The sequence below is a fragment of the Rhizobium sp. L51/94 genome, from assembly GCF_019355555.1.
Lineage (GTDB): Bacteria > Pseudomonadota > Alphaproteobacteria > Rhizobiales > Rhizobiaceae > Rhizobium > Rhizobium rhododendri.
This window is the reverse complement of sequence record NZ_CP072142.1, coordinates 17024-38536: the sequence shown is the minus strand read 5'-3', so window position 1 is coordinate 38536 and position 21513 is coordinate 17024. Positions and strand designations below refer to the sequence as shown.

14 protein-coding genes and 3 pseudogenes are annotated in these 21513 nt (G+C 56.5%); 14 read left to right on the top strand and 3 right to left on the bottom strand.

What is annotated here, in order from left to right; translation table 11 throughout:
- Window positions 1-381: 381 nt before the first annotated feature.
- The 4 genes from J5274_RS18250 to J5274_RS18235 all read left to right on the top strand — a co-directional run bounded on the left by J5274_RS18250 (window position 382) and on the right by J5274_RS18235 (window position 6576).
- A complete protein-coding gene (locus J5274_RS18250) occupies window positions 382-888 on the top strand; it encodes an oxidoreductase (protein WP_219275403.1) in 507 nt (168 codons plus the stop codon).
- Between the two features lie 9 nt (window positions 889-897).
- The gene (locus J5274_RS18245) at window positions 898-2862 is read left to right on the top strand and encodes a bifunctional diguanylate cyclase/phosphodiesterase (protein WP_219275402.1); all 1965 of its coding nucleotides are present in this window, start codon (window positions 898-900) and stop codon (window positions 2860-2862) included.
- Window positions 2863-2885: 23 nt separating this feature from the next.
- Window positions 2886-3578: an FkbM family methyltransferase gene (locus tag J5274_RS18240; RefSeq protein WP_209186896.1), complete on the top strand. Its 693-nt coding sequence runs from the start codon at window positions 2886-2888 to the stop codon at window positions 3576-3578.
- Between the two features lie 190 nt (window positions 3579-3768).
- Complete coding sequence (locus J5274_RS18235; RefSeq protein WP_219275401.1) at window positions 3769-6576, top strand: EAL domain-containing protein; 2808 nt, start codon at window positions 3769-3771, stop codon at window positions 6574-6576.
- 195 nt (window positions 6577-6771) lie between these two features.
- On the opposite strand, the gene J5274_RS18230 is transcribed toward J5274_RS18235, so the two are convergent.
- Window positions 6772-7089, bottom strand: coding sequence for a hypothetical protein (locus tag J5274_RS18230; RefSeq protein ID WP_142831051.1), 318 nt, complete (start codon window positions 7087-7089; stop codon window positions 6772-6774).
- A 752-nt stretch (window positions 7090-7841) separates the two neighbouring features.
- Window positions 7842-8009: pseudogene (locus J5274_RS18225) on the bottom strand (IS3 family transposase); the annotation flags it as partial.
- A 134-nt stretch (window positions 8010-8143) separates the two neighbouring features.
- Here J5274_RS18225 and J5274_RS18220 point away from each other — a divergent pair.
- Both J5274_RS18220 and J5274_RS18215 read left to right on the top strand, forming a co-directional pair.
- Window positions 8144-9652: an ATPase domain-containing protein gene (locus tag J5274_RS18220; RefSeq protein WP_142831052.1), complete on the top strand. Its 1509-nt coding sequence runs from the start codon at window positions 8144-8146 to the stop codon at window positions 9650-9652.
- Between the two features lie 49 nt (window positions 9653-9701).
- Window positions 9702-11684 (top strand): ATP-binding protein, encoded by a 1983-nt coding sequence (locus tag J5274_RS18215; protein ID WP_257625707.1) that lies wholly within the window; start codon window positions 9702-9704, stop codon window positions 11682-11684.
- Window positions 11685-11842: 158 nt separating this feature from the next.
- Here the strand turns inward: J5274_RS18215 and J5274_RS18210 are convergent, their stop codons facing one another.
- Complete coding sequence (locus J5274_RS18210) at window positions 11843-12436, bottom strand: TetR/AcrR family transcriptional regulator (RefSeq protein WP_142831054.1); 594 nt, start codon at window positions 12434-12436, stop codon at window positions 11843-11845.
- Window positions 12437-12599: 163 nt separating this feature from the next.
- Between J5274_RS18210 and J5274_RS18205 the strand changes: the two genes are divergently transcribed.
- The 8 genes and pseudogenes from J5274_RS18205 to J5274_RS18175 all read left to right on the top strand — a co-directional run.
- Window positions 12600-13076: a (2Fe-2S)-binding protein gene (locus J5274_RS18205; protein WP_142831055.1), complete on the top strand. Its 477-nt coding sequence runs from the start codon at window positions 12600-12602 to the stop codon at window positions 13074-13076.
- On the top strand, window positions 13073-14053 hold the full coding sequence (locus J5274_RS18200; protein ID WP_219275400.1) for a xanthine dehydrogenase family protein subunit M: 981 nt from the start codon (window positions 13073-13075) through the stop codon (window positions 14051-14053). The genes J5274_RS18205 and J5274_RS18200 overlap by 4 nt, the downstream gene beginning before the upstream one ends.
- Window positions 14050-16335, top strand: coding sequence for a xanthine dehydrogenase family protein molybdopterin-binding subunit (locus J5274_RS18195; RefSeq protein WP_219275399.1), 2286 nt, complete (start codon window positions 14050-14052; stop codon window positions 16333-16335). Before J5274_RS18200 ends, J5274_RS18195 begins: the two co-directional genes overlap by 4 nt.
- Before the next feature lie 56 nt (window positions 16336-16391).
- Window positions 16392-17336 carry an XdhC family protein gene (locus J5274_RS18190; protein ID WP_307877644.1) on the top strand — a complete coding sequence of 315 codons (945 nt, stop codon included), beginning with the start codon at window positions 16392-16394 and terminating at the stop codon, window positions 17334-17336.
- Between the two features lie 397 nt (window positions 17337-17733).
- Entirely contained in the window at window positions 17734-18093 is a 360-nt protein-coding gene (locus tag J5274_RS18185; RefSeq protein WP_219275397.1) for a hypothetical protein, read from the top strand.
- A 70-nt stretch (window positions 18094-18163) separates the two neighbouring features.
- Window positions 18164-18412, top strand: a pseudogene (locus J5274_RS29365) (DUF6883 domain-containing protein); the annotation flags it as partial.
- A gap of 720 nt (window positions 18413-19132) precedes the next feature.
- Complete coding sequence (locus tag J5274_RS18180) at window positions 19133-20305, top strand: glycosyltransferase (RefSeq protein WP_219275396.1); 1173 nt, start codon at window positions 19133-19135, stop codon at window positions 20303-20305.
- 163 nt (window positions 20306-20468) lie between these two features.
- A pseudogene (locus J5274_RS18175) lies at window positions 20469-21512 on the top strand (glycosyltransferase); the annotation flags it as partial.
- Between the last annotated feature and the right edge of the window lies 1 nt (window position 21513).

The following is a 21513-nucleotide window of genomic DNA, read 5'->3' as shown; positions in this document are numbered from 1 at the left end:
AAATGCCGTTCGATACGCACGCTAGGTCAAGGAATTCTGTGCATTTAAGCGATGAAAGTTCTTGAACATCAAACATGGAAAGCCGCTGCCATCGCCAATTTTGCAGGTGTCTTCCGCGTCTCTACGCTGTGTCCTTCCTATTGGAGCGAAAGAGCGAGCTCTATATCCAAAACTCCGATCTATCTTAGACAGAATTAAAGGCGCCTCCGTGTTTTTAGACAACCTCGTTTGGCCGAAAAAGCGACCAAGGACAACGGCGTTCATCTGATACCAAAAATAGTTGCTCGCCGTCGGGTACAAACGCTGAAAAGGCGTTCTTATCGTCACCGAAAATTAGGCAATGCCTTGTATTTGTCAAATTGTTGCGTCTGGAGAAGAATAATGAACCTCGCCCGTGTCATAGCCTGTGTGACTTTAACGTTCATCTGGTTTTCCAGCGCAAACGCAGGATCCATTCCAGAGGCAAAGAACGAAACGATCCTGACCATCTCCGGAAACATCGAAAACACAAATGCAGGGCTGGATGCTCAATTCGACCGCGATATGCTTGAAACGCTGGGCCTAGAAACTGTCGAAACGTCAACGCCTTGGTATGATGGCAAAGTTCGCTTCGAAGGAGTGTCACTCCAAAAGCTGATGACCCTTGTCGGCGCCAAAGGATCGACTGTAACTGCAATCGCACTTAATGACTATAGCTGCGTAATTCCGCTCGAAGACTTTAAAAAATATCATGTCATTCTCGCCCTGAAACGAGATGGAAAATACATGGCGATTCGAGACAAGGGGCCATTGTTTATCGTGTATCCCTACGACAGTGATTCTCAACTGCAAAACCAGCTTTATTACACACGGTCGGCCTGGCAGGTCGCCAAGCTTAGAGTCGAATAGAGATTAAGCGTGAGATGGATCCTGGGAGCCGTCATCTGCGGCCTGATAGTAGCAACGTGCTACATCGCCACCATTATCGCTTCGCAGCAAACAGGTTTGCAAAAATTTACCCGGTACAACGATTCTTGGACCGTCAATCAAGCGTCTGTCGAGTATTTGAGGCTCGAACGCAGTCTGGCTGCTTATGCTTTAGATATGACAGATGCAAATAGAGCGGACGCGCGCCTCCGCCTCGAGATTGCGATTGGTCGTGTTCAGCTTCTGCAGCAGGGCAGTCTACGCGTTCTCATTGAAGGCGACCGACACAACAGAGCCGTGTTCGAGGCGTTCAGAGCAACGCTTCTGAGCTTGGATGAACGGTTGGAGCATCTGGACAGGGCAGGTGTGCAAGCTGCTCTTCAGTCGATGGGCAGGCTCGATTCGCCTTTGATGGGGCTTGGCGTTGCGGCAACCGAGTATGGCGCAACCCTTCTTAACGACGCGCAGGCACAAATGCGTCATCTTTATTTCATTCATATCGGACTTGCGTCAGGACTTATTCTATGTGGCGTCGTGCTGGTGATCTTTCTGCTTCGTCAAAACCGGCTGCTCGGTCGCGCGCACACCCGCACGGAGCGATTGGCAACCGATCTTCGCCAGGCAACGGAAGAACTGCAAAATCAGAACCTTCGTCTTGAACACGATGCTCATCACGATGCACTCACCGGTCTTCCCAATCGCGTCCTGCTCAGACAAGACCTGGAGCTACGGCGGGCAACAGCGCATACCGAAGTATCTTCTATTCTTCTTCTTGATCTCGATGGGTTCAAGGATGTCAACGATACGCTCGGGCACGATATGGGTGACGTGCTCCTCCAGGCTGTCGCGGCGAGGTTAAACCGTCTGAGCCATGGCGGCGATACAGCTTGCCGTCTGGGTGGGGATGAGTTTGCCGTATTGTCCACAGGCTTGACCCGGGAAAAGGCATTTGATCTCGCCAATAGTATAATCACAAAGATCGCCGAACCGTATCAGATCGATCAACTGCGAATCAAAATCAATACATGTGTCGGTATTGCTTTTTCGGATGATGTGTCAACGACAGAGGAACTGTTGAAGCAAGCAGATCTTGCCCTCTATGAAGCCAAGGCGCTCGGAGCGGGGCATGCATGCCTATTCGATCCTCAGATGCAAGTACGCTTGCAGGAGACGAAATCCTTTGAGATCGACTTGTCACGGGCTCTGGAACAGGGCGAGATGGAGGTCTACTATCAGCCCCAGGTCATAATGGCGACCCGCGACATTTGCGGCTATGAGGCGCTGCTGCGATGGAAACACCCGACACGCGGCTTCGTCTCGCCCACGCTATTCATTCCGGTCGCTGAGAGGATCGGATTAATCCACGAACTGGGGGCGTGGGTTCTCAAGACAGCGTGTGTTGAAGCTGCGGCGTGGGGACGCCTCTCCAAGATTTCCGTCAACCTTTCTCCAGTTCAGTTTCGTGGGGTGAACCTCATCCAAAAGCTTGCGGCCACCCTCGACCAGACTGGGCTTTCCCCCGACCGGCTGGAATTGGAAATCACAGAATCTGTGATGCTTGACAAAAATGAACAGACGCTTGAAACGCTACGGCAAATAAAGGCGCTCGGGATCCACATCGCAATGGACGATTTCGGTACCGGTTATTCGTCGCTTGGTAGCCTCAGCAGCTTTCCCTTCGACAAGATGAAAATCGATCGGTCTTTCGTCCGCGACGTTACGACATCGCCGAGTGCTTTGACGATCGTTGAACTAGCGATAGGGGTAGGCCGCAGCCTGAGCATGACCACAATCGTGGAAGGCATTGAAACGGAGGAGCAATTCGAGTTGCTGAGGCGGCTTGGATGTGAACAGGCCCAAGGCTACCTGACTGGACGGCCCATGCCTGCTTCGGAACTTGCGTACCTGCACGCCGATCACGTAGAAGGGCAAAGATTGGTAGGCAAGGCTTTATAGTGTGGAATTGGGAGTGTGCAGGCATGGAGCTATTGACCATACATGGAATTGACGTGCCCCTGGCACCCTGCGAGGTTTCTCCTGTCATATGGTTGGCGCTTACCAGCGGCAGTTATGAAGCAAAAGAAGCACGGGCGGTTTTCAGGGCTGTTAAACCGGGAGACCGGGTACTTGAACTTGGGTCAGGCATTGGCATCATCACGTCGATTATCGCGAAAATCGAAGGGGTATCGGTGTGGGCGTTTGAAGCCAACCCAACCACTGCACTGCTGGCACAACGGGTCATAAGGGCTAATGGTCTCGACAATGTCATCTTTTCGCAGGGGCTTCTCACAAACGGAGAACCAAAAACCTGCAGGTTTTACGTACGCAAGGACCTTTGGATGTCATCTATGGATGAAAACCAAGGGGCCTACGAGCACGAAATAGAGCTTACATCTGCCAACATTGACACATTCATCATGCGCAATCGTATCAACGCCCTCGTTATGGACATAGAAGGAGCAGAACGGGATCTGCTACAGAACGCCGAGCTGCCAGGGATCGAACGCATCTTCTTGGAACTTCATGACCATCTATACGGGTTGTCCGGTATCCGCGACATTACGCATGCGCTGGCGCTCAAGGGCTATGCCTATGATCCAAGGGGTTCGCAGGGTCATTGCGTCCTGTTTTCAACAGACGATAGTCCACGCCAGTATGACCCTGAGGTTTGACATCAGTGAACAAAAGCAAGATGGCCAAGCCACATAGGCCGGCCTTCGCTGTAGCCAACCAATAGACTTTACGCTGTATTAACTACGCCGTTGGAAGCAGATGATATTGTCCGGTTGTATCTCCCGCCATTAGCATTTCGTACATTCGATATCCCACATATGAGATTGGTATGTTTCGGGGATGTTGTGAATGTTCAGGGTATTGACGTGTCTTTCGGGTGAACACGATCTTCGTCTGGTAGTGTTGGCTGGGATTTTGTGCTTCCTGTCGAGCTATGTCGCGATGATGTTGCTCCAGAGAGCGCAGAAAACCGGCGGTATTGCCCGAGGAATCTGGTTGGCGACTGCTGGCGTCGCCGGTGGTTTTGGCATCTGGTCGACGCATTTTATTGCCATGCTCGCCTATGATCCCGGCGTCGTCGTCGGCTACGAGGCCTACCGCACTTTCCTATCCCTACTGATCGCCGTCGCGACGACTGGAGCCAGCGTCGCCACAGCAACCTACTTGCGCAGTCGTGCCGGTTTTCTGGCTGGAGGCAGCCTTTTTGCGCTCGGTGTCGGCGCAATGCACTTCCTCGGGATGTCGGCGATTGAATTCCCCGGCAAGATCACGTGGGACCGTGACCTCATCGCCGCCTCACTGCTGTTAGGGTGCCTATTTTCGATGGCCGGCTTCTCCGTCGCCTACCAATGCGGAAATAACCTTAGAAGCAAGCTGCTCTCGGCAAGCATGCTGACGCTTGGCGTCGTTAGCCTGCATTTCACTGCAATGGGTGGGGTCAATATCGTCCCGGCCGCAGTACCGCTGGATCGTTTCAATCTTCTGTCGCCGATCGTGATGATTGTGACGATCGCCAGTGTCTCACTTTCACTTTTGGCATCCGGCCTTGCAGCAGCTCTTTTTGCTGTTCGTGCGGAGAACGCCGCATCTGCGAGCAACGCAAACTTCAAGATGCTGATTGAGGGCGTTACCGATTACGCTATCTACATGCTCGGTCTTCAGGGTCATGTCAGCAGCTGGAACGCTGGCGCCGAACGCGCCAGCGGATATACCGCCGCGGAGATTGTCGGCAAGCATTTTGCAATCTTCTATTCACAGAAGGATCGGCACAACGGGATCCCGGCGACCGCGCTGGACATCGCAAGAACCAGAGAGAAATTCGAGGGAGAGTATTGGTACTATCGCAAGGACGGCACGTGTTTCTGGGCACATGTTGTCATCAATCCAATTTTTGCGGACAATGGCGAACTGGCTGGTTATGCCAAGATCATCAGGGACAAGACTATCCACAAGGCCGACGCAGATCGCCTTGCCGCGGTTATGAGAAACCTTGATGTCGCCCTGCAAAATATGTCCCAGGGAATTTGCCTATTCGATGCGAATGAGTGCCTGGTACTGGCCAATGAGCGCTATAGCGAGATATTCGGCTTCCCTCCCGGTTTTATCGTCCCGGGCCTTCGCTATCGCGACATCGTCGAGCGTGGCTATTCCCTGACCGATGCTTCGCCTGACGTCTACGGTCCGAAAGCCTCGCACCATTACGACCGACATATGGCCGTCGTACGGGGTGGCGAGCACGGCGCCATAATCCATAGACTTTCGAGCGGCACCTCGGTGCAGGCAAATTACAATACTATGGAAAGCGGCGCTTGGGTCGTCACATTCGAGGACATCACTGCGCGGCTATTGTCCGAAGAAAAGATCTCTTTCATGGCCAGCCATGACGGCCTGACCGGTCTGGCCAATCGTGCAGAATTCAACGCATCTCTCGCGCAGGAGCTTGTTCTTGCCCGTCGAACCGCGGCCCAGCTTGCGGTCATCGTCATCGATCTCGACAAGTTCAAGGAAATCAATGACCAGCATGGACATGCGACAGGCGATCAGGTTCTGAGCGTGCTTGCCGACCGCATGACTGCAATGCTCGAGGACGACGAATTTGTTGCTCGTTTCGGAGGCGACGAATTTGCAGCGGTCAAGCGCTTTACTGAGATGGTCGAACTGCATGACTTTCTCGCTCGGCTGGAAGCCTGCCTGTGCGCCGAGATCCACGTCGAAGGTTTTGAGATCAAGCCCGGTGCGAGCATGGGGATCGCGCTTTATCCACAGGATGCTGACAGCGCTGAGTTGTTGCTTGGTAATGCCGATCTGGCGATGTACAGGGCGAAAGGCGCTTTGAGGCAGTCGGTCTGCTTCTACGAAACGGCAATGGATGAGGCGGCGCGTGGCCGCCGCGCACTGGCAAATGATCTATGGGCGGCCGTTGAGAAGAAACAGTTCCACCTGCATTATCAAGTGCAGAAATCGGTCATGACAGGCGCCGTTACCGGTTACGAGGCCCTGTTGCGCTGGAACCATCCGGACCGAGGGAACGTGCCACCGATGGACTTCATTGTTCTGGCTGAGGAGTGCGGTGCAATCCTTCCGATCGGCGAATGGGTGCTGCGCGAAGCTTGCCGTGAAGCGGCTCGTTGGCAGCAGCCGCACAAGATTGCTGTAAACCTCTCGCCGGTGCAACTGATGAACACCGATATCGCCGCACTGGTTCATACTGTTTTGCTCGACACCGGTCTGAACCCGGCACGCCTCGAACTTGAGATCACCGAAACATCGATTATAACGGACAAGGATCGCGCGCTACACGCGCTTCGACAAATCAAGCAACTCGGTGTCTCAATCGCCATCGACGATTTCGGCACAGGCTATTCGTCGCTTGAAACCCTTCGGGCCTTTCCTTTCGATAAGATCAAGCTTGATCGCAGCTTTATGGACCAAGTGGAGACAAGTCCGCAGGCCAAGGCAATTGTTCGCGCCATTCTTGCCCTAGGTCAGAGCCTCGAAGTACCTGTCCTTGCGGAAGGCGTGGAGACGCGAGTCCAGCTCGACATTCTTTTGTCGGAGGGATGCAACGAAGCACAGGGCTACTTCCTTGGCCGACCAAAGCCAATGCACGAGGACGCGGACGCCGATCAGACAATAACGCCCGAAATGGCGGCCTAGGTTACAAGATGATCGAGGCTGCATTCCTTTGCGCCTCATGAAGCGTCACAACGCGCAGTCCTGAAAGAACTTTGGGGATAATGACCCCCATCCTGCCTCGCGAGGACGGGTTACTGACATCGATTGACGCAAAACACCAGCTCCAACCAGCGCGTTCGGCGGGCCCATTGTCAGACTTGCTTTCGGTCCCCCAGCTTAGTGTTCCGCCTCACCGAAAAGGCGCGCGCCTTCGTCTGTGACAATTCCGACCGTTTCCTGCAGTGCAATCGTGGCGCTCCAGTCGGGTTCGCGCTCATTGAGCAAGTTCAAAACCAAATGACGATCGAGCGGTTCAAGCGTCAATTTGAAAATTGATGTCTCCGGCCAAGGCTCTTCTAAAGAGCCACTTTCGCACAAATCGCGCCGATGTTGACCTGCCTCTTGAAACGCCTTGTCCAGCGTGTCGCAGTACGCGAGGAGCGTAGTATTCGAGGGGCTAATTGGAAATGCCCACACAACCATAGGTTCAGGCACGGCAAATATCCTTTCGGGCGCGAAGTACTCTCAATGCTTGCATCTATAGAACGGATATAGCACTTAGACCAAGAGGAGAAGATAAGCGTCCACTACTTTGCAATCGCCTGTCCTTGCGACCAGAAATGGTTGTATATCCTCTATAAAGGCGCCTAGACTAACTGGCGGCCCAGAGGGTTTTACTGGAGGCATGAGCGCCGGCAACCATGCAATGATAGCCGGGGCCGCCTCTGACGGCAACCCGCAGCATTTGGTCAAGGGTGTGGTCAAAGCATGTATCAAAGTAGACGCCCCTGGGCACGAGCTAGCTGAGCACTGCTAGCACCTGTTGAAATCACCCACCTCTTTTTGAGGCAGCCTAAGTAGTGCGGCCGTCTGCGCAAGAAGGCAGTCTCGCGCGACGAGCGGTGGTCGGTGGTGAGATTCCAAGGTTGCCCGCGCGAATTGTGCGACGAGACTTGCGATATGGCGGGTGTTGGGAGAATTCCAGCGTTTCGGCCGCGATGCGTCATAATCGGGCTTCAGGTCCACTCGATACAAAACTAGCTGGCTCGTCCCTTTTTCCTGACATGGGTGAGCAAATCTCGTGCGTGGGCGAGGGGTCCACTGGCAGCGCCTAAACACATGGCACTGTCATTTCAAGGCGCATGATCCAACCTCATCAGGGCGACTAACGAGAGCGTGCCCAGTTTTATATCCGCAGTCAGGTAGCTGGAGACTTCGCGCTCGCTGTTGGTAACTAGGGCAGGTGCAGCCTTCATCTTCTCGGCTATATCGCTCGCCAGTCCTGCTCGTTGACCGCTGTCGATCGCGGTTCTGACCTATTCGTGTGGCGTGGATGGCGAGCAGCCAATCTTGATAACGAAAGATGAAACGGCAGCCCAGCCGGATGGATGCTCGGCTTCGTGGTCGAACACCATCCCACCGGCCCTAGCGCCGACTTCGGATAATTTTGTTTGTTGTCAACTCTTGCGGCAAGTAGCGATCTGAAGTTGACCTGATTGAAATTTTTATTTGACGACATATTTTAATCCACGCAAACGTAGGAGCTGACATGGCCGTAGGGCTTGAAACCAACGCCCTGACGGGCGTGGCCGGATTGGACGATGTACTTTCAGGAGGACTTTCACGCGATCATGTGTTTCTGCTGGAAGGAAATCCCGGCACAGGCAAGACGACAATCGCACTGCAATTTCTCCTCGAAGGCGCCAAACTTGGAGAAAAGTGTCTCTACATCACACTCTCCGAAACGGATTCAGAGCTGCGGGCGAGCGCCGCCTCGCACGGGATGGTTATAGATGATACCATTGAGCTCTTCGAGCTCGTCCCGCCGGAAAGCCTGCTCGATCCGGATCAGCAGCAGAGCCTTTTGTATTCTTCGGATCTCGAACTCGGTGAAACGACTAAGCTAATCTTTGACGCTTTCGAGCGCATCAAGCCGAGCAGAGTTGTCCTTGATAGCCTTTCCGAAATCAGGCTTCTGGCGCAGAGTTCGCTTCGCTATCGTCGTCAGATCCTGGCTCTCAAGCATTTCTTTGCCCGGCAGGGTGCAACGGTGCTGCTGCTAGATGACATGACGACCGAGATGATGGATAAAACTGTCCACAGTGTGGTCCACGGGGTCATCCACCTCGAGGAACTAGCTCCAGATTATGGCTCCGAGCGCCGGCGGCTGCGGATCATCAAATACCGCGGACGGGCATTCCGCGGCGGATATCATGACCTTGCCATCAAGACAGGTGGAGTAGAGGTGTTTCCGCGATTGCGTGCCGCCGAGCATCGAACTGATTTCGCCCGTAATATTTTGCCGACCGGCAACGCTGAGTTTGACAGCCTGCTTGGGGGCGGGATCGAACGCGGATCGAGCACGCTCCTCATTGGCCCTGCCGGCACGGGCAAGAGCACGTTTACCTTCGAGTTCGTCAAGGCCGCCGTCGCCCGTGGTGAAAAGGCTGCAGTTTTCATCTTCGACGAGGAGCTTGGCCTACTTTTCGCACGCATGAAAGCGATGGGCCTGGATCTCGAGGGGTTGAGCGATCAAGGCTTTGTTCACATAGAGCAGCTGGACGCCGCTGAGCTGTCGCCGGGGGAGTTTACTCGTCGGGTTATGGACCGGGTCACAGAAGCCAATGCAAAGACTGTGATCATCGACAGCATCAACGGCTACCAGTCTGCGATGCCCGATGAAAACGCCCTCATCCTTCATTTGCACGAGCTTCTGCAGTATTTGAACAGACAGGGAGCCAATACGTTCATCACGGTTGCCCAGCATGGACTTTTCGGCGACATGAAATCTCCGGTGGATGTCACCTATCTGGCCGACACCGTCATACTGTTGCGTTATTTCGAGGCTGCCGGGCGCGTCCGCCGCGCGGTCTCCGTGATCAAGAAGCGTGCCGGTAGGCATGAGGACACGATCCGAGAATACCGGATCGACAATACAGGTCTGAGCCTCGGTGCGCCGCTCTCCGGGTTCCAAGGTGTGTTGCGCGGCGTGCCAGTCCTCACCGATGTTTCCGAGCCTCTCATGGTCATGACCACCGGAGGGCTGGGCAATTCCTGATCGTTTTGCAGACGCGATCATACTTGCCCCTGGCGGGCGGGATGCAGATGTGGCTTCTTCGCTCCTTTCTGCCGCAAAGATTGTGTGCCGGTCGGCTGGAGACCTTCCTTCCTTCGTTGCAACCCTTGGCGACAAAGTTGCCTTTGGAGTGCTGACAGAGGAGACGGTACGATCGGGCGACTTGAAGCCGCTCGCCAGCTGGATTGCAAACCAGCCGAGCTGGTCGGACATGCCGTTCATAGTGTTAACGCAAAGAGGCGGTGGCCCAGAAAAAAATCCGGCTGCGGCGCGTCTTTCTGAAATTCTCGGCAATGTAACCTTTCTGGAAAGGCCGTTTCACGCCACCACCTTTATCAGCGTGGCGCGCACTGCCATGAAGGGCCGGCAAAGGCAATATGAAGCGCGTGCGCGCCTCAACGACCTTGCAGATGGCGAACGCCGTTTGCAGGCAGCGCTCGAAGCGGGGCGTCTGGGCTCTTGGGAACTGGAACTCAAGGCAAACCGGCTCACGACTTCTGAATTATTCCGCACAACTTTCGGACAGCCTAAAGACGGCCCGCTCTCTTACGAACATTGGTTGGCGACTATTCACGAGGACGACCTGCCGCGACTGAAACGTGCAATATCTCTGACAGTGGAGACTGGCAGGGACTGCGAGATCGACTTCCGCTGCATCTGGCCCGATGCCACCCAGCACTGGGTCGATGTGCGCGCGCAGCTTTACCGGGACAGGAACGGTGGCGCGCAAAAACTCGTCGGCATTGCATCCGATATTACCGAACGCCGCGTGGCCGAGGATACGCTAAAGAGCGTCAACGATCTGCTGGAAGAGCGCGTATCTCTGCGAACAGCCGAGTTGAAAGCAGCCAATGCGGGGTTGATCGAACAGGTGGCCCAGCGGGAGAGGGCGGAAGAGCAACTCAGGCAGGCTCAGAAGATGGAGGTCATCGGCCAGCTCACCGGCGGTGTCGCCCACGACTTCAACAACCTGTTGATGGCCGTGCTTGGAAACCTTGATCTCCTTCGCAAGCATTTCCAGCACGATCCGAAGGCATGTCGCCTGATTGACGGTGCTATCCAGGGCGCAAAGCGTGGCGCGGCGCTGACACAACGCTTGCTTGCCTTTGCGCGACGTCAGGATCTGAGCGTCGAACCCACAGACCTCGGCAAGCTGGTGACCGGAATGGAGGATTTGCTCAAGCGATCGGTCGGCACGACGATAGCAATCGAGGTTCTGCTTGAAGACAACCTGCTGCCTGCAATGATCGATTCAAACCAGGTCGAACTCGCACTCCTCAATCTCGTTGTCAACGCGCGGGACGCCATGCCCTCCGGCGGAGTAATCAAGGTTCGCGTTCGCGGCGAAGAAATACGAGAAGTTTCCAAGGATCTCACGTCAGGGCGCTACCTCGTTTTATCGGTAGAAGACACCGGAACCGGAATGAGCGAACAGACGCTGATGAAGGCAGTCGATCCGTTCTTTTCTACAAAGGAACTTGGAAAGGGAACAGGCCTTGGCTTGTCGATGGTCCACGGGCTTGCTCTGCAGCTGAAGGGAAGCCTGCGTCTCACCAGTGCTGTCGGTCACGGAACTTTTGCGGAGCTGTGGCTCCCCGAAACTTTCCGGCCGATATCTATCGATGACGCTCTCGAGCCGGGTGGCATTGGCGTCACTCGGGCGATACGGATCCTTATGGTGGACGATGATGCTCTTATCGCCATGGCCTCGGTGGACATGCTTGAAGATCTCGGTCACGAAGTCGTGGAAGCAAATTCTGGTGCTGATGCCCTGAAGTATCTGGAATCAGGCAACACGTTCGACCTAATGATCACCGATTATTCCATGCCTGGTATGACCGGTGCTGAGCTGGCCATGGCGGTACGGGAAAAGGTGCCGGGGATGCCAATTCTCATAGCAACTGGATACGCCGACCTCCCAGCTGGTAGCGGGATGGATCTTCCGCGCCTCGGCAAGCCTTACACTCAGGCACAGCTCGCGGCGGAAATCGGAAAGGTCTTGCATCGCGGCTGACCGACGCTGTAGCGAGACATTAAGCCGTTTACAGAGATGACCCTATCAACGTGAGGAATAGAAGCGTCGATCATGGGTATCGGCATCGGGATCCCTCGCCGATTTACAGCATGTGAGCGTGACAGGCGGATAGGGAAACAGCGGCACTGGACGATTTTTTACCTGTTGCACCGCAGGCCATCCATTAACAGACCGATTAGTCGATGGGACCGATCACGCCAATCAGGTGCGTCGGGGATGGAGTAAATGCTTGAGAGAGCATGCAAAAGGTCCGTCGTGTCAATATCACTGCGCACCGCCCGCGATTGGGCTGCACTCTTCAAGAGATCGTCTAATGCAGATCTCAGAACACCAGAGCCTTCGGCAAACAGCGCCGAGTTCGAGGTCATCAATATCCGCAAGCTGTTGGCCATGCCGCGTTTTGTAGCGATATAGCCCACGAACCTGCGCATCCATTCCTCAAGCGCCGCATCGGGTGCATGGGTTTTTGCCAAGCCGCCGGCAGCAGCAGCCAACATTTCCAATTCGCGTCGGTAAACAACCTCCACCAAGTGCTCACGGGTCGGAAAATGTCGATACAGTGTACCGATCCCGACGCTGGCCCGGCGAGCGATGTCCTCAAGTGAGGTCTCGACACCATTCTCGGCGAACGCGTCCGCTGCAACCTCGATCAGCCGCTCCTTGTTCCGGCGCGCGTCTGCCCGCAACGGAGGTTCGCTGGTCGGCTCTTTTTTTGGCTCGGCCGAGGCCAAAGGCTACTCCATCATTTTGCACTTGACGATGACCAGGAAGTCCCTAGATTAAACGGAGGCGCCTCCATTTTAAACGTCTCTTCCACTTGTAATGCACGCCGGCCTGTCTGTCAGGTCGAAAGTTCTATCGATTGCTTCACCACGACGACAGTGAGAACCCATCATGGCCGGAACGCTTCAAATTTCATTGGACATCAACGGACAATCACGCGAACTCTCCATAGAGCCGCGCGTCACTTTGCTCGACGCGCTTCGCGACCATCTCTGCCTGACAGGCACCAAGAAGGGCTGCGACCAGGGGCAGTGCGGTGCTTGCACGGTTCATGTGGACGGCCAAAGGGTGCTCTCCTGTCTGACGCTCGCCGCCCAGGTGGAAGGTCGGCAGATCTCGACGATCGAGGGGCTGGCTGGGAAAAATGGTGAACTTCACCCAGTTCAGGCAGCTTTCGTGGATCAGGATGCGTTTCAATGCGGATACTGTACCCCTGGCCAGATCATGTCGGCTGTCGCCTGCATCCGCGAAGGCCGAGCCAGATCCGACACCGAGATCCGAGAATACATGTCCGGCAATCTCTGTCGATGCGGTGCCTACAATAGCATCGTCGCCGCCGTGCGCAAAGCAGCGGAGACTGGCGCATGAGAGACTTTTCCTACGTACGTGCGACCTCCATCGACGAGGCGCAACAGGAAGTCCAAAGCGGTGCGGTCTTCCTTGCAGGGGGCACCACGCTTCTGGACCTCGCCAAGTGCGGCGTGGCCGAGCCGGAGCGCGTGGTCGACATCACGCACCTTGCTGGGCTGGACGGGATCGACGCCGATGACACGGGTGTCAGCATCGGCGCTCTTGCTAGGATGGCGGCCGTCGCAGACCATCCCCACATCCTTTCCCATTTTCCGGCCGTGGCACAGTCTCTCTCGCTTGCCGCCTCCGCACAGCTCAGAAACATGGCGACGATCGGCGGCAATCTTCTTCAGCGGACCCGCTGTTCATACTTCCGAGAGCCGGGCGCCTTTACCGCGTGCAACAAGCGGAATCCCGGGTCAGGCTGCTCGGCCATCGGCGGCGTGACCCGCAACCACGCGGTGCTCGGCACGAGCCCAAATTGCATTGCCAGCTATCCGGGCGATCTGGCAATCGCCCTCGTGGCCTTCGACGCCGAGATCAAGATCGGCGAGCGAAGCGTGGCGATAGACGAATTCTTTCTGCTGCCAGGCTCGACGCCGCAAAGGGAGACTTTGCTGGAAACCGGCGAGATGATCACGGCCGTGACGATCCCCGCCTCTCCGGCAGCACGAAATTCGACCTATCTGAAAGTCCGCGATCGCCAATCTTACGAGTTTGCCGCAGCGAGCGCGGCCGTCGGTATCGAACTGGAAGCGGACGGCAAGACGGTGCGCGATATTCGTATCGCGCTCGGAGGTGTTGCAACAAGGCCCTGGCGCGCACGCGCGATAGAGGCCGCACTCATCGGCAAGGTTCTCGATGTTGCATCCGTGGAAGCCGCCAGCCGGCTTACAATGGAGAATGCGCTTCCGCACGGCGGCAATCAGTACAAGATCGAACTCGCGCCGCGTGTGGTCGCGCGCGCCATTCTGACCGTGGGAGGTCTTCTATGACGATAATGGAATCCCGCAAGCATGGCGATGCTTCCGACGGCATGATCGGCGGACGGCATTCGCGTTTCGAGGGCACGGTGAAGGTTACCGGAGCCGCCACCTACGCGCTTGAATATCCGTTTGAAAATCTAGCGCATGCAGTACTACTGCAGAGCACAATTCCGGCGGGTCGGGTCCTTGCGGTTGACACTGCACAGGCGAAGGCGATGCCTGGCGTTCTGCTGGTTCTCACGCCTGAGGATGATTTTGGACTGAAGGTCGCCTCCGACTGGTACGGGAATCGCCCGGAAAACCAGAACTACAATCCCCTGCCACGCCAAGTTCGCTTCAATGGCGAGACCATCTGCGCTGTTGTGGCAGAGACGCGGGAGCAAGCGTCGGAGGCAGTCAAGCTGATACGGGTTACCTACGAAGAAACGCCCGCAGTGATGGGCCTCGACGACCCCAATGCCGGTCAGGGCAAAGTCATGGACAATCTGACGTCCAAGTGGGGAGACGCAGAGTCGGCGTTCGCCAGCGCACAGGTCAAGATCGACGTCGAATACCGAACGCCACGCGAATTCCACGTTGCCATGGAGCCGCATGGGCTGACGGCGAAATGGGACGGCAATACGCTGACTGTGTGGGAGCCAAGCCAGTGGGCCCAGGGAATGGCGCGCAGCTATGCCGAGTGGTTCGGCTTGCCGCTTGAAGACGTTCGGATCATATCCCCATTCATTGGCGGCGGCTTCGGCTCGAAAGGTGCAGCGCTTGCCTACGGTGCTGTTGCGGCTGTCGCAGCAAGAAAACTCGGCCGTCCGGTAAAGCTCGCGGTGACCCGACCGCAGAACTTCACAAGCTACGGTGGACGGGCGGCGACGCGCCAGCAGATTTCGCTAGGAGCGACCAGCGACGGGCTGCTGCAAGCGATCATCCATCGCGGTGCGAGCGAAACGTCAGTTTATGTCGACTATCCCGAGCAGACGGGCGCAGCAACGGCAGTGCTTTACAAGGTGGAAAACTTCAGCTCCGAACATCGGGTAGTCCCCGTCAACACTGTGACGCCCGGCGCGCTCCGCGGCCCAGGCAAGAACCCCAGCGCATACGGCATCGAATGCGCCATGGAGGAACTTGCCTATGAGATCGGTATGGATCCGCTCGAACTGCGCCTTAAGAACTATGCCGACCACGATTACCAGTCCGGAAAACCCTGGTCGACGCGTCGCCTGCGAGAGGCCCTGACGGAGGGCGCGGACGCTTTCGGCTGGTCGGGACGCAGCCATCAGCCTCGGTCCATGCGAGAGGGCAGGACATTGGTCGGCTGGGGAATCGGGTGCGGCACGTTTCCTGTTATCCGGGCGCCAAGCTCGGCGATGATACGCATCCTTGGCAACGGCCGCGTGGAGGTGATCAGTAGCGCCATCGATATGGGGCAGGGAACCTATACGATCCTTGCCCAGACAGCGTCCGACGCGCTGGGCGTTCCCGTCAGCCAGATCGATATCCTGCTTGGCGATTCGCGGATGCCGGGATCGGCGATTGCCGGCGGATCAATGCTTGCTGGGTCGATTACTGGTGCCGTCCACAAAGCAGCGATCGCTGCGCGTGACGAGCTCATCGAACTTGCACTCAATGACGCTAACTCACCCCTTCGCGATACCGGCGCAAACACGTTGACGCTCATCAACGGACGGCTCGGCTCCGCGCGAGGCGGCGAATACACGCTTTCGGAATTAATGTCGGCCCTTGGAAAAGAACATTTGGAAGTTCTCCGCAACACGCTCGATGACGCCACACAATCGGCCGCCGACCACAAGCGAGCCTGGACGACAATGGCCGGCGTCCAAGGGCCGACCATGGGCGACCATTCCATGCACAGTTGGTGCGCGCATTTTGTCGAGGTGAAAATCGACGAGGATTTCGGCACGGTTCGCGTTTCTCGCATCGTATCGGCCTTCGATTGCGGTCGTCTCTACAATCCACGACTTGTGGAGAGCCAATGGCGCGGCGGGATCATCATGGGCATCGGCCAAGCTTTGCTCGAAGAGGGCCTTGTCGATCGGCGCAACGGCAGGCTCGTCAACAATAATGTTGCCGATTACCTCGTGCCGACCAATTCGGATGTCCCGGATATCCAAGTGATCTCTGTCGGTGTCCCCGATCTGGATGCGTCCGCGTTGGGAGGAAAGGGGGTCGGTGAAGTTGGTATCGTCGGCGTGGCGCCCGCGATTGCAAATGCTGTCTTCCACGCGACGGGGAAACGAGTTCGTGATCTCCCCATCACCTTGGAAAAGTTGCTCTAGTTTCAGATTGTCAGTCCAAGCGATGCCGGACGCAAATCCAGCGGTTGCTCAATTCGATGAAAGGTCTGCAGATGTTGAGCTCATGCAGCGTCACTGCGCCAATCGTGCCTAGAAAGGCTCTTATGACCGATGACGCCATAAAAATAATGGAGTTTGCTGCTCAATCCTTCGATGCTGGACACGGAGTGGCCTTTGCCACGCTTGTTGATATTCGCGGAGGATCCGCGCACCCGCTCGGATCCCACATGGCGATCCGCGATGACGGCTTTTATTGCGGTTTCGTGTCCGGCGGATGTACGGAGGCGGCGGTTGCATCGGAGGCGATGGAGGCGATTTCGAGAGGTTGCGATCGCAACCTTCTGCTGGGGGAAGGATCGCCGTTTTTCGATATCGTCCTTCCCTGCGGTGGCGGCATTACGGTTGCAATCCATGTCCTTCGTGAGAGCGTGGCCTTATGGTCCATTCTCGCCAGGCTTGGAAAGCGGCTAACGGCAAGCCTCTGCTATCAACCTGACACCCAGCGGCTGATTGCGACAGAGACGTTCGAGCCGACAGGCTGGAGGGGACAGACGTTCATCACGCACCATCGCCCGCGTGTCCGGGTAGTTCTCGCCGGCCGGTCGGTCGAGGCCGATGTCACCGCCAGAGTCGCTACGGCTGCAGGGTATGACGTCTATTGCTACGACGGTAGCGGGCCGGCGCTTTCACCAGAAATTATCGATGCCGACACGGCTGTATCGCTCCTCTATCACGATATCGATTTTGAAATCCCGGTCTTCGAGGCGGTGCTGCGTTCTAGGTCATTCTACGTCGGTGCGCTCGGGAGTGCGCGCACACATGCCAGACGTGTTCAACGGCTGGAAGAACTCGGGTATAGCCGCGGCGAGATTGCCCGGATCAAATCTCCGATAGGCCTTTTTAATAAGGCCAGAGATTCACAGTCTCTGGCGCTCTCGGTTTTGGCCGATATTGCCGCACGGCGGCTCTTGGAGGAGCAATGAAGCCCTCTAGGCTGATCGAAAGTCACTTAATCGTTAAAGTAGTCGTGCCACCTTACATGTTCGCCGCGTAGGGTTGTTGTGATAGCGCAATAGCTGGACGCTTGCTGAACGGATTGGTACCTCGACTGCTCCATGGCCTCGGGAAGGGGAACGCCACGATTGGCCGCCTCGGTCAGATAACCCGATCGCAAGCAATGCGCCGAAAACTCCCCAGCCTCCAGCCCAGCCAGCGCGGCCCGGTGCTTGACGATATCATTGACGGCTTTCGGATCGAGGGCGCAACGGGAGACAGCCCCACCGAGCACTGGTCTCGGCCGCAAACGACACCGACGATCTCAAGAACGCCACGCCAGCCCAGCCATCAGCGGTTCTGAACGGCCTGAAGGACGCTATCGGCGTGGTCGAGCAGGGCCAGGGGAACGCCACACGTCTCGAAAACGCGCTGACCGGTTCGGAACCGACCTATCTCCAACTTCTCCAAAGTCTCACCGACGCCATCTCGACGACGGCGGGCACCAACGGGTCTGCGCTCCGGCAGTTTGCAATTCAAAACGCCGCACTCGTCGACGGACTGATGGCAAATACGGCCTTCGCGCAATCGGTCGGCAAGCTCATCCAGGTCGAATACATGATCGCGGTCGGAGGCGCCGCAGCGCTTCCGGAGGCGCAAGAGCTCGCCGCCATGTGCAGCTTGGGAGTGCAGGCCTGTGCCGCACAGGCTACTGTAATCCCAAGAGATCGTCGCCTCAATTCCTGAGCTTGGCGGCGCTGGCGTCGGACTCGCCGGCATCAGCGCGCTTGATAAGGAAGCTGTTGATCAAGCGTTGATGAAGGCTCCTGCCGAAAATATCGCTGTCGATGTTGGCTTCGACACCTTAAATCTTGAGAGCTACCTGCTCGATTCGACTCATCCGCAAAACCAGGGCAAGGCAAACTGGTTCAATCGGACCCTAGGGTTTGATCAAAGCAATTGGCAAGACTTGGCTTCCCAGCTACGGTTCGATCCTGCAACGGCGGTGTCCACCAAGACTACCCCGTGCGGCCAGACATTCGAGCAAACCATACCGATTACCCTCGCCAACGGGAAAACGATCGACACCATAATTCTTCATGAAAGTATACGCTTGAACCAGAGATGGGCAGGTAGTTTGTGCACGACTTTGAAGGCGTGCTTGCGGCCAGGAATGCGCTCGTAGGCCTGTTGCCGTAGGTGAAGAGTTTTATGACCGCGTTGTCGTCGATGGCCAGTCCATCCGTTGTAACGCTCGAAGACGAATGATCAGGAGCGCGTTGTCGGATGCTTGCGACGGCTTAACGCGGACATCAACATCCGCCGGTGCTTGGTCGCTCGGATTGTTTGTCTTTTCACGGTTGAAAACTTTGGGAAAGATTACTGACATGCCTATCCACCTCGATGAATGATCCATCTCGAGTTAACAACGATCTGAACGCGGGGTTCCGAGATCGACAGATTTTATGCTTGTGGAGAACTGCAACGCGGGGGGGTAGCTTTTCTTCCGCGTCTTACGTGACGATCGTCGGGCGTAGGAGATATGGTGGCTGTAATAAACCTTAATTCCATTGTTCAGTAGATAATTGCTCAACAGATAATGTCCCGGAACTAATTATTCTAAAAGGTGTTTTGAGAGCAACACAGCCATGAGGGCCAGCAATCGTGGAATGCGTCCGGGTGCTCCGGTCGCGGCTGATGTCTCGGCACTGTAGGATCGTTCGGTCGTATTGCTGGCGCGGCTGCGGCGTTGCCCTCTCCAACCCAATGAAGGAACGGCCAAAATATGAGGCCAAGACGTCTGGTTGTTATAAGTGACTTTCAAAGTGGCGAATATCTCGGTGGATCGGTTGTGCCGGTTTCAGAGTTCTACCAGCAATGGATCTCGGGCAGTCGTGGGAAGAGCCCAAGAGGCACCGGTCGGCCGGATCACGTCGAGGTAAAGGGTGGCTATATCGAGAGGTTGCCGCTCGCTGCCCTGCACAGCGGCCTTGTGGACTGCGCGGAGATCTGGACCCACTGGCGCGGAGAGACGCCGCCGCTTGATCGGGAGGACGCCGACAGCCCCTGGCTTACCCGCCGGTCCTTTCGGCTGGATGGGCCGGATGCGCCTTTCGCCTCGAACGACATGCTTGCCCACATAAAAGCCTTTGGACCGCCGGACATCCTTTGCGTCTGGGGGCTTGGGGTTAGCGAAGACATTCTTCTCGCCTGCCGCGACAGTTTCAAGATCTACAATTCCATCGATGCGCCGGCGCTTCGCATCCCATTTGAGGTCAGTCGCCATTTCGATCTCGTGCTGACCGGCGCCGAATGGCAGTCCAAGGCAGTGCTGGCCCGCCATCCGGAAATGCAGACAGCAATCATGCCGGTCGGCCCCGAATTCGCATCCGATCTGACGTTTCGGCCGCTACCCCTACCAAAGGTCTACGACGTCATTTATGTCGCGGCAGCACAGGCTTACAAGCGTCACGACATCTTGTTCGATGCGCTGGAGAAGATGCCGCGCAGCATCCGGACGCTGTGCGTCTTCGGCTACGGAGAGCTTGCGGACGACCTGCGCCACCGGGCCGACACATCGGGTCTGAACGTCGATTTCGTCGGGCCACCCGGTGTGGACTTTGAGGAGGTCAATCGGCTGATGAACCAGTCCCGCATAGGTGTCGTGTGCGGCATCGATGACGGAGCGCCCGCCATCCTCACGGAATATATGCTGGCCGGCATCCCGGTGCTTGCCAACGATGCGCTAAGCTGCGGACTGCAATACATCACCGATCTGACGGGGGCGACAGCCAGCGGCGACCGATTTCACGAGGGCATTTCCGATATGCTGGCACGCCTGGATACCTTCACTCCGCGCGAGATCGTTCAGGCAAACTGGACATGGCCTCACACCATCAGGAGGCTCGCGCCATTGCTGCAGAATTTCGACAGGGCGGCTTTCCACCGTTGGAACTAAGGGATTACTAGCTGGTTGCAGGTTTCACTACTTGAAGAGGAACCCCATGAACCTGCTGCATCCCCTACCGCGCACCTCGGAATCCCGCATTCTCGACGAGGCCCCCCTTGTCTGTTTCTCTCACCTCCGGTGGGATTTCGTACTGCAGAGACCGCAGCATCTGATGCAGCGATTTTCACAGCAGCGGCAAGTCTTCTTCTTCGAGGAATACATCCCGACCGACCATCATCTTGCCTATATCGAGATCCATCCGTTTGCCGGCACGACCGTCAAAGCGGTCCGTCCGAGGATCCCCCATTGGTGGACCGAGGCGGATCGGCAGGAAGCGCTTGGCAACCTGCTGGACGAACTGCTCGAGCTGCACGGTGGCGTGAAACCCATCCTCTGGTACTACACGCCGATGATGTACGCCTTTTCCGCGCACATCGACGCTGCGGCTGTGGTTTACGATTGCATGGACGAACTTGCTAATTTCAAGTTCGCACCCATGCAGTTGAAAGACGCCGAGAGGGCGCTGATGGCGCGTGCGGATGCCGTGTTCACTGGCGGCTTGAGCCTTTATGAGGCAAAGCGCGACAAGCATGACAACATCCACGCCTTTCCCTCCAGCGTCGATATCGAGCATTTCCGCGCCACGCGCAACGGCATGGCGGAACCGGCGGATCAGGCAGCAATCTCGGGGCCGAAGCTCGGCTATTACGGGGTGATTGACGAAAGGCTTGATCTGAGCCTCATTGCTGCGGTCTCCAGGGCACGACCGGATCTCTCGCTCATCTTTCTCGGTCCTGTCCTCAAGATCTCTGATGAAGAACTGCCGCGCGCGGCCAATATCCACTATCTCGGTCTCAAGTCCTACGCCGACCTGCCGGCCTATCTTTCCGGCTGGGACGTCGCTCTCATGCCGTTCGCGCTAAACGAGGCGACACGCTTCATCAGTCCGACAAAGACGCCGGAATATCTCGCAGCAGGACGACCGGTGGTCAGCACCTTTGTAACAGATGTTGCACGTGCCTATGGCAACCTCGAGGGAGTTTTTCTCGCCAACGGCGCGAAGGAGTTCGCTGACGCCTGCGACAGGGCGATTGCGCTGGCCGGCGAGGGCAGCGACTGGCTCGGCGACGTGGATGCGATGCTGGTCCGCTCCTCCTGGGACAAGACCTTCGATCTCATGTCGGAAATCGTGGCACAATCGATCTACTCTAGCGCCA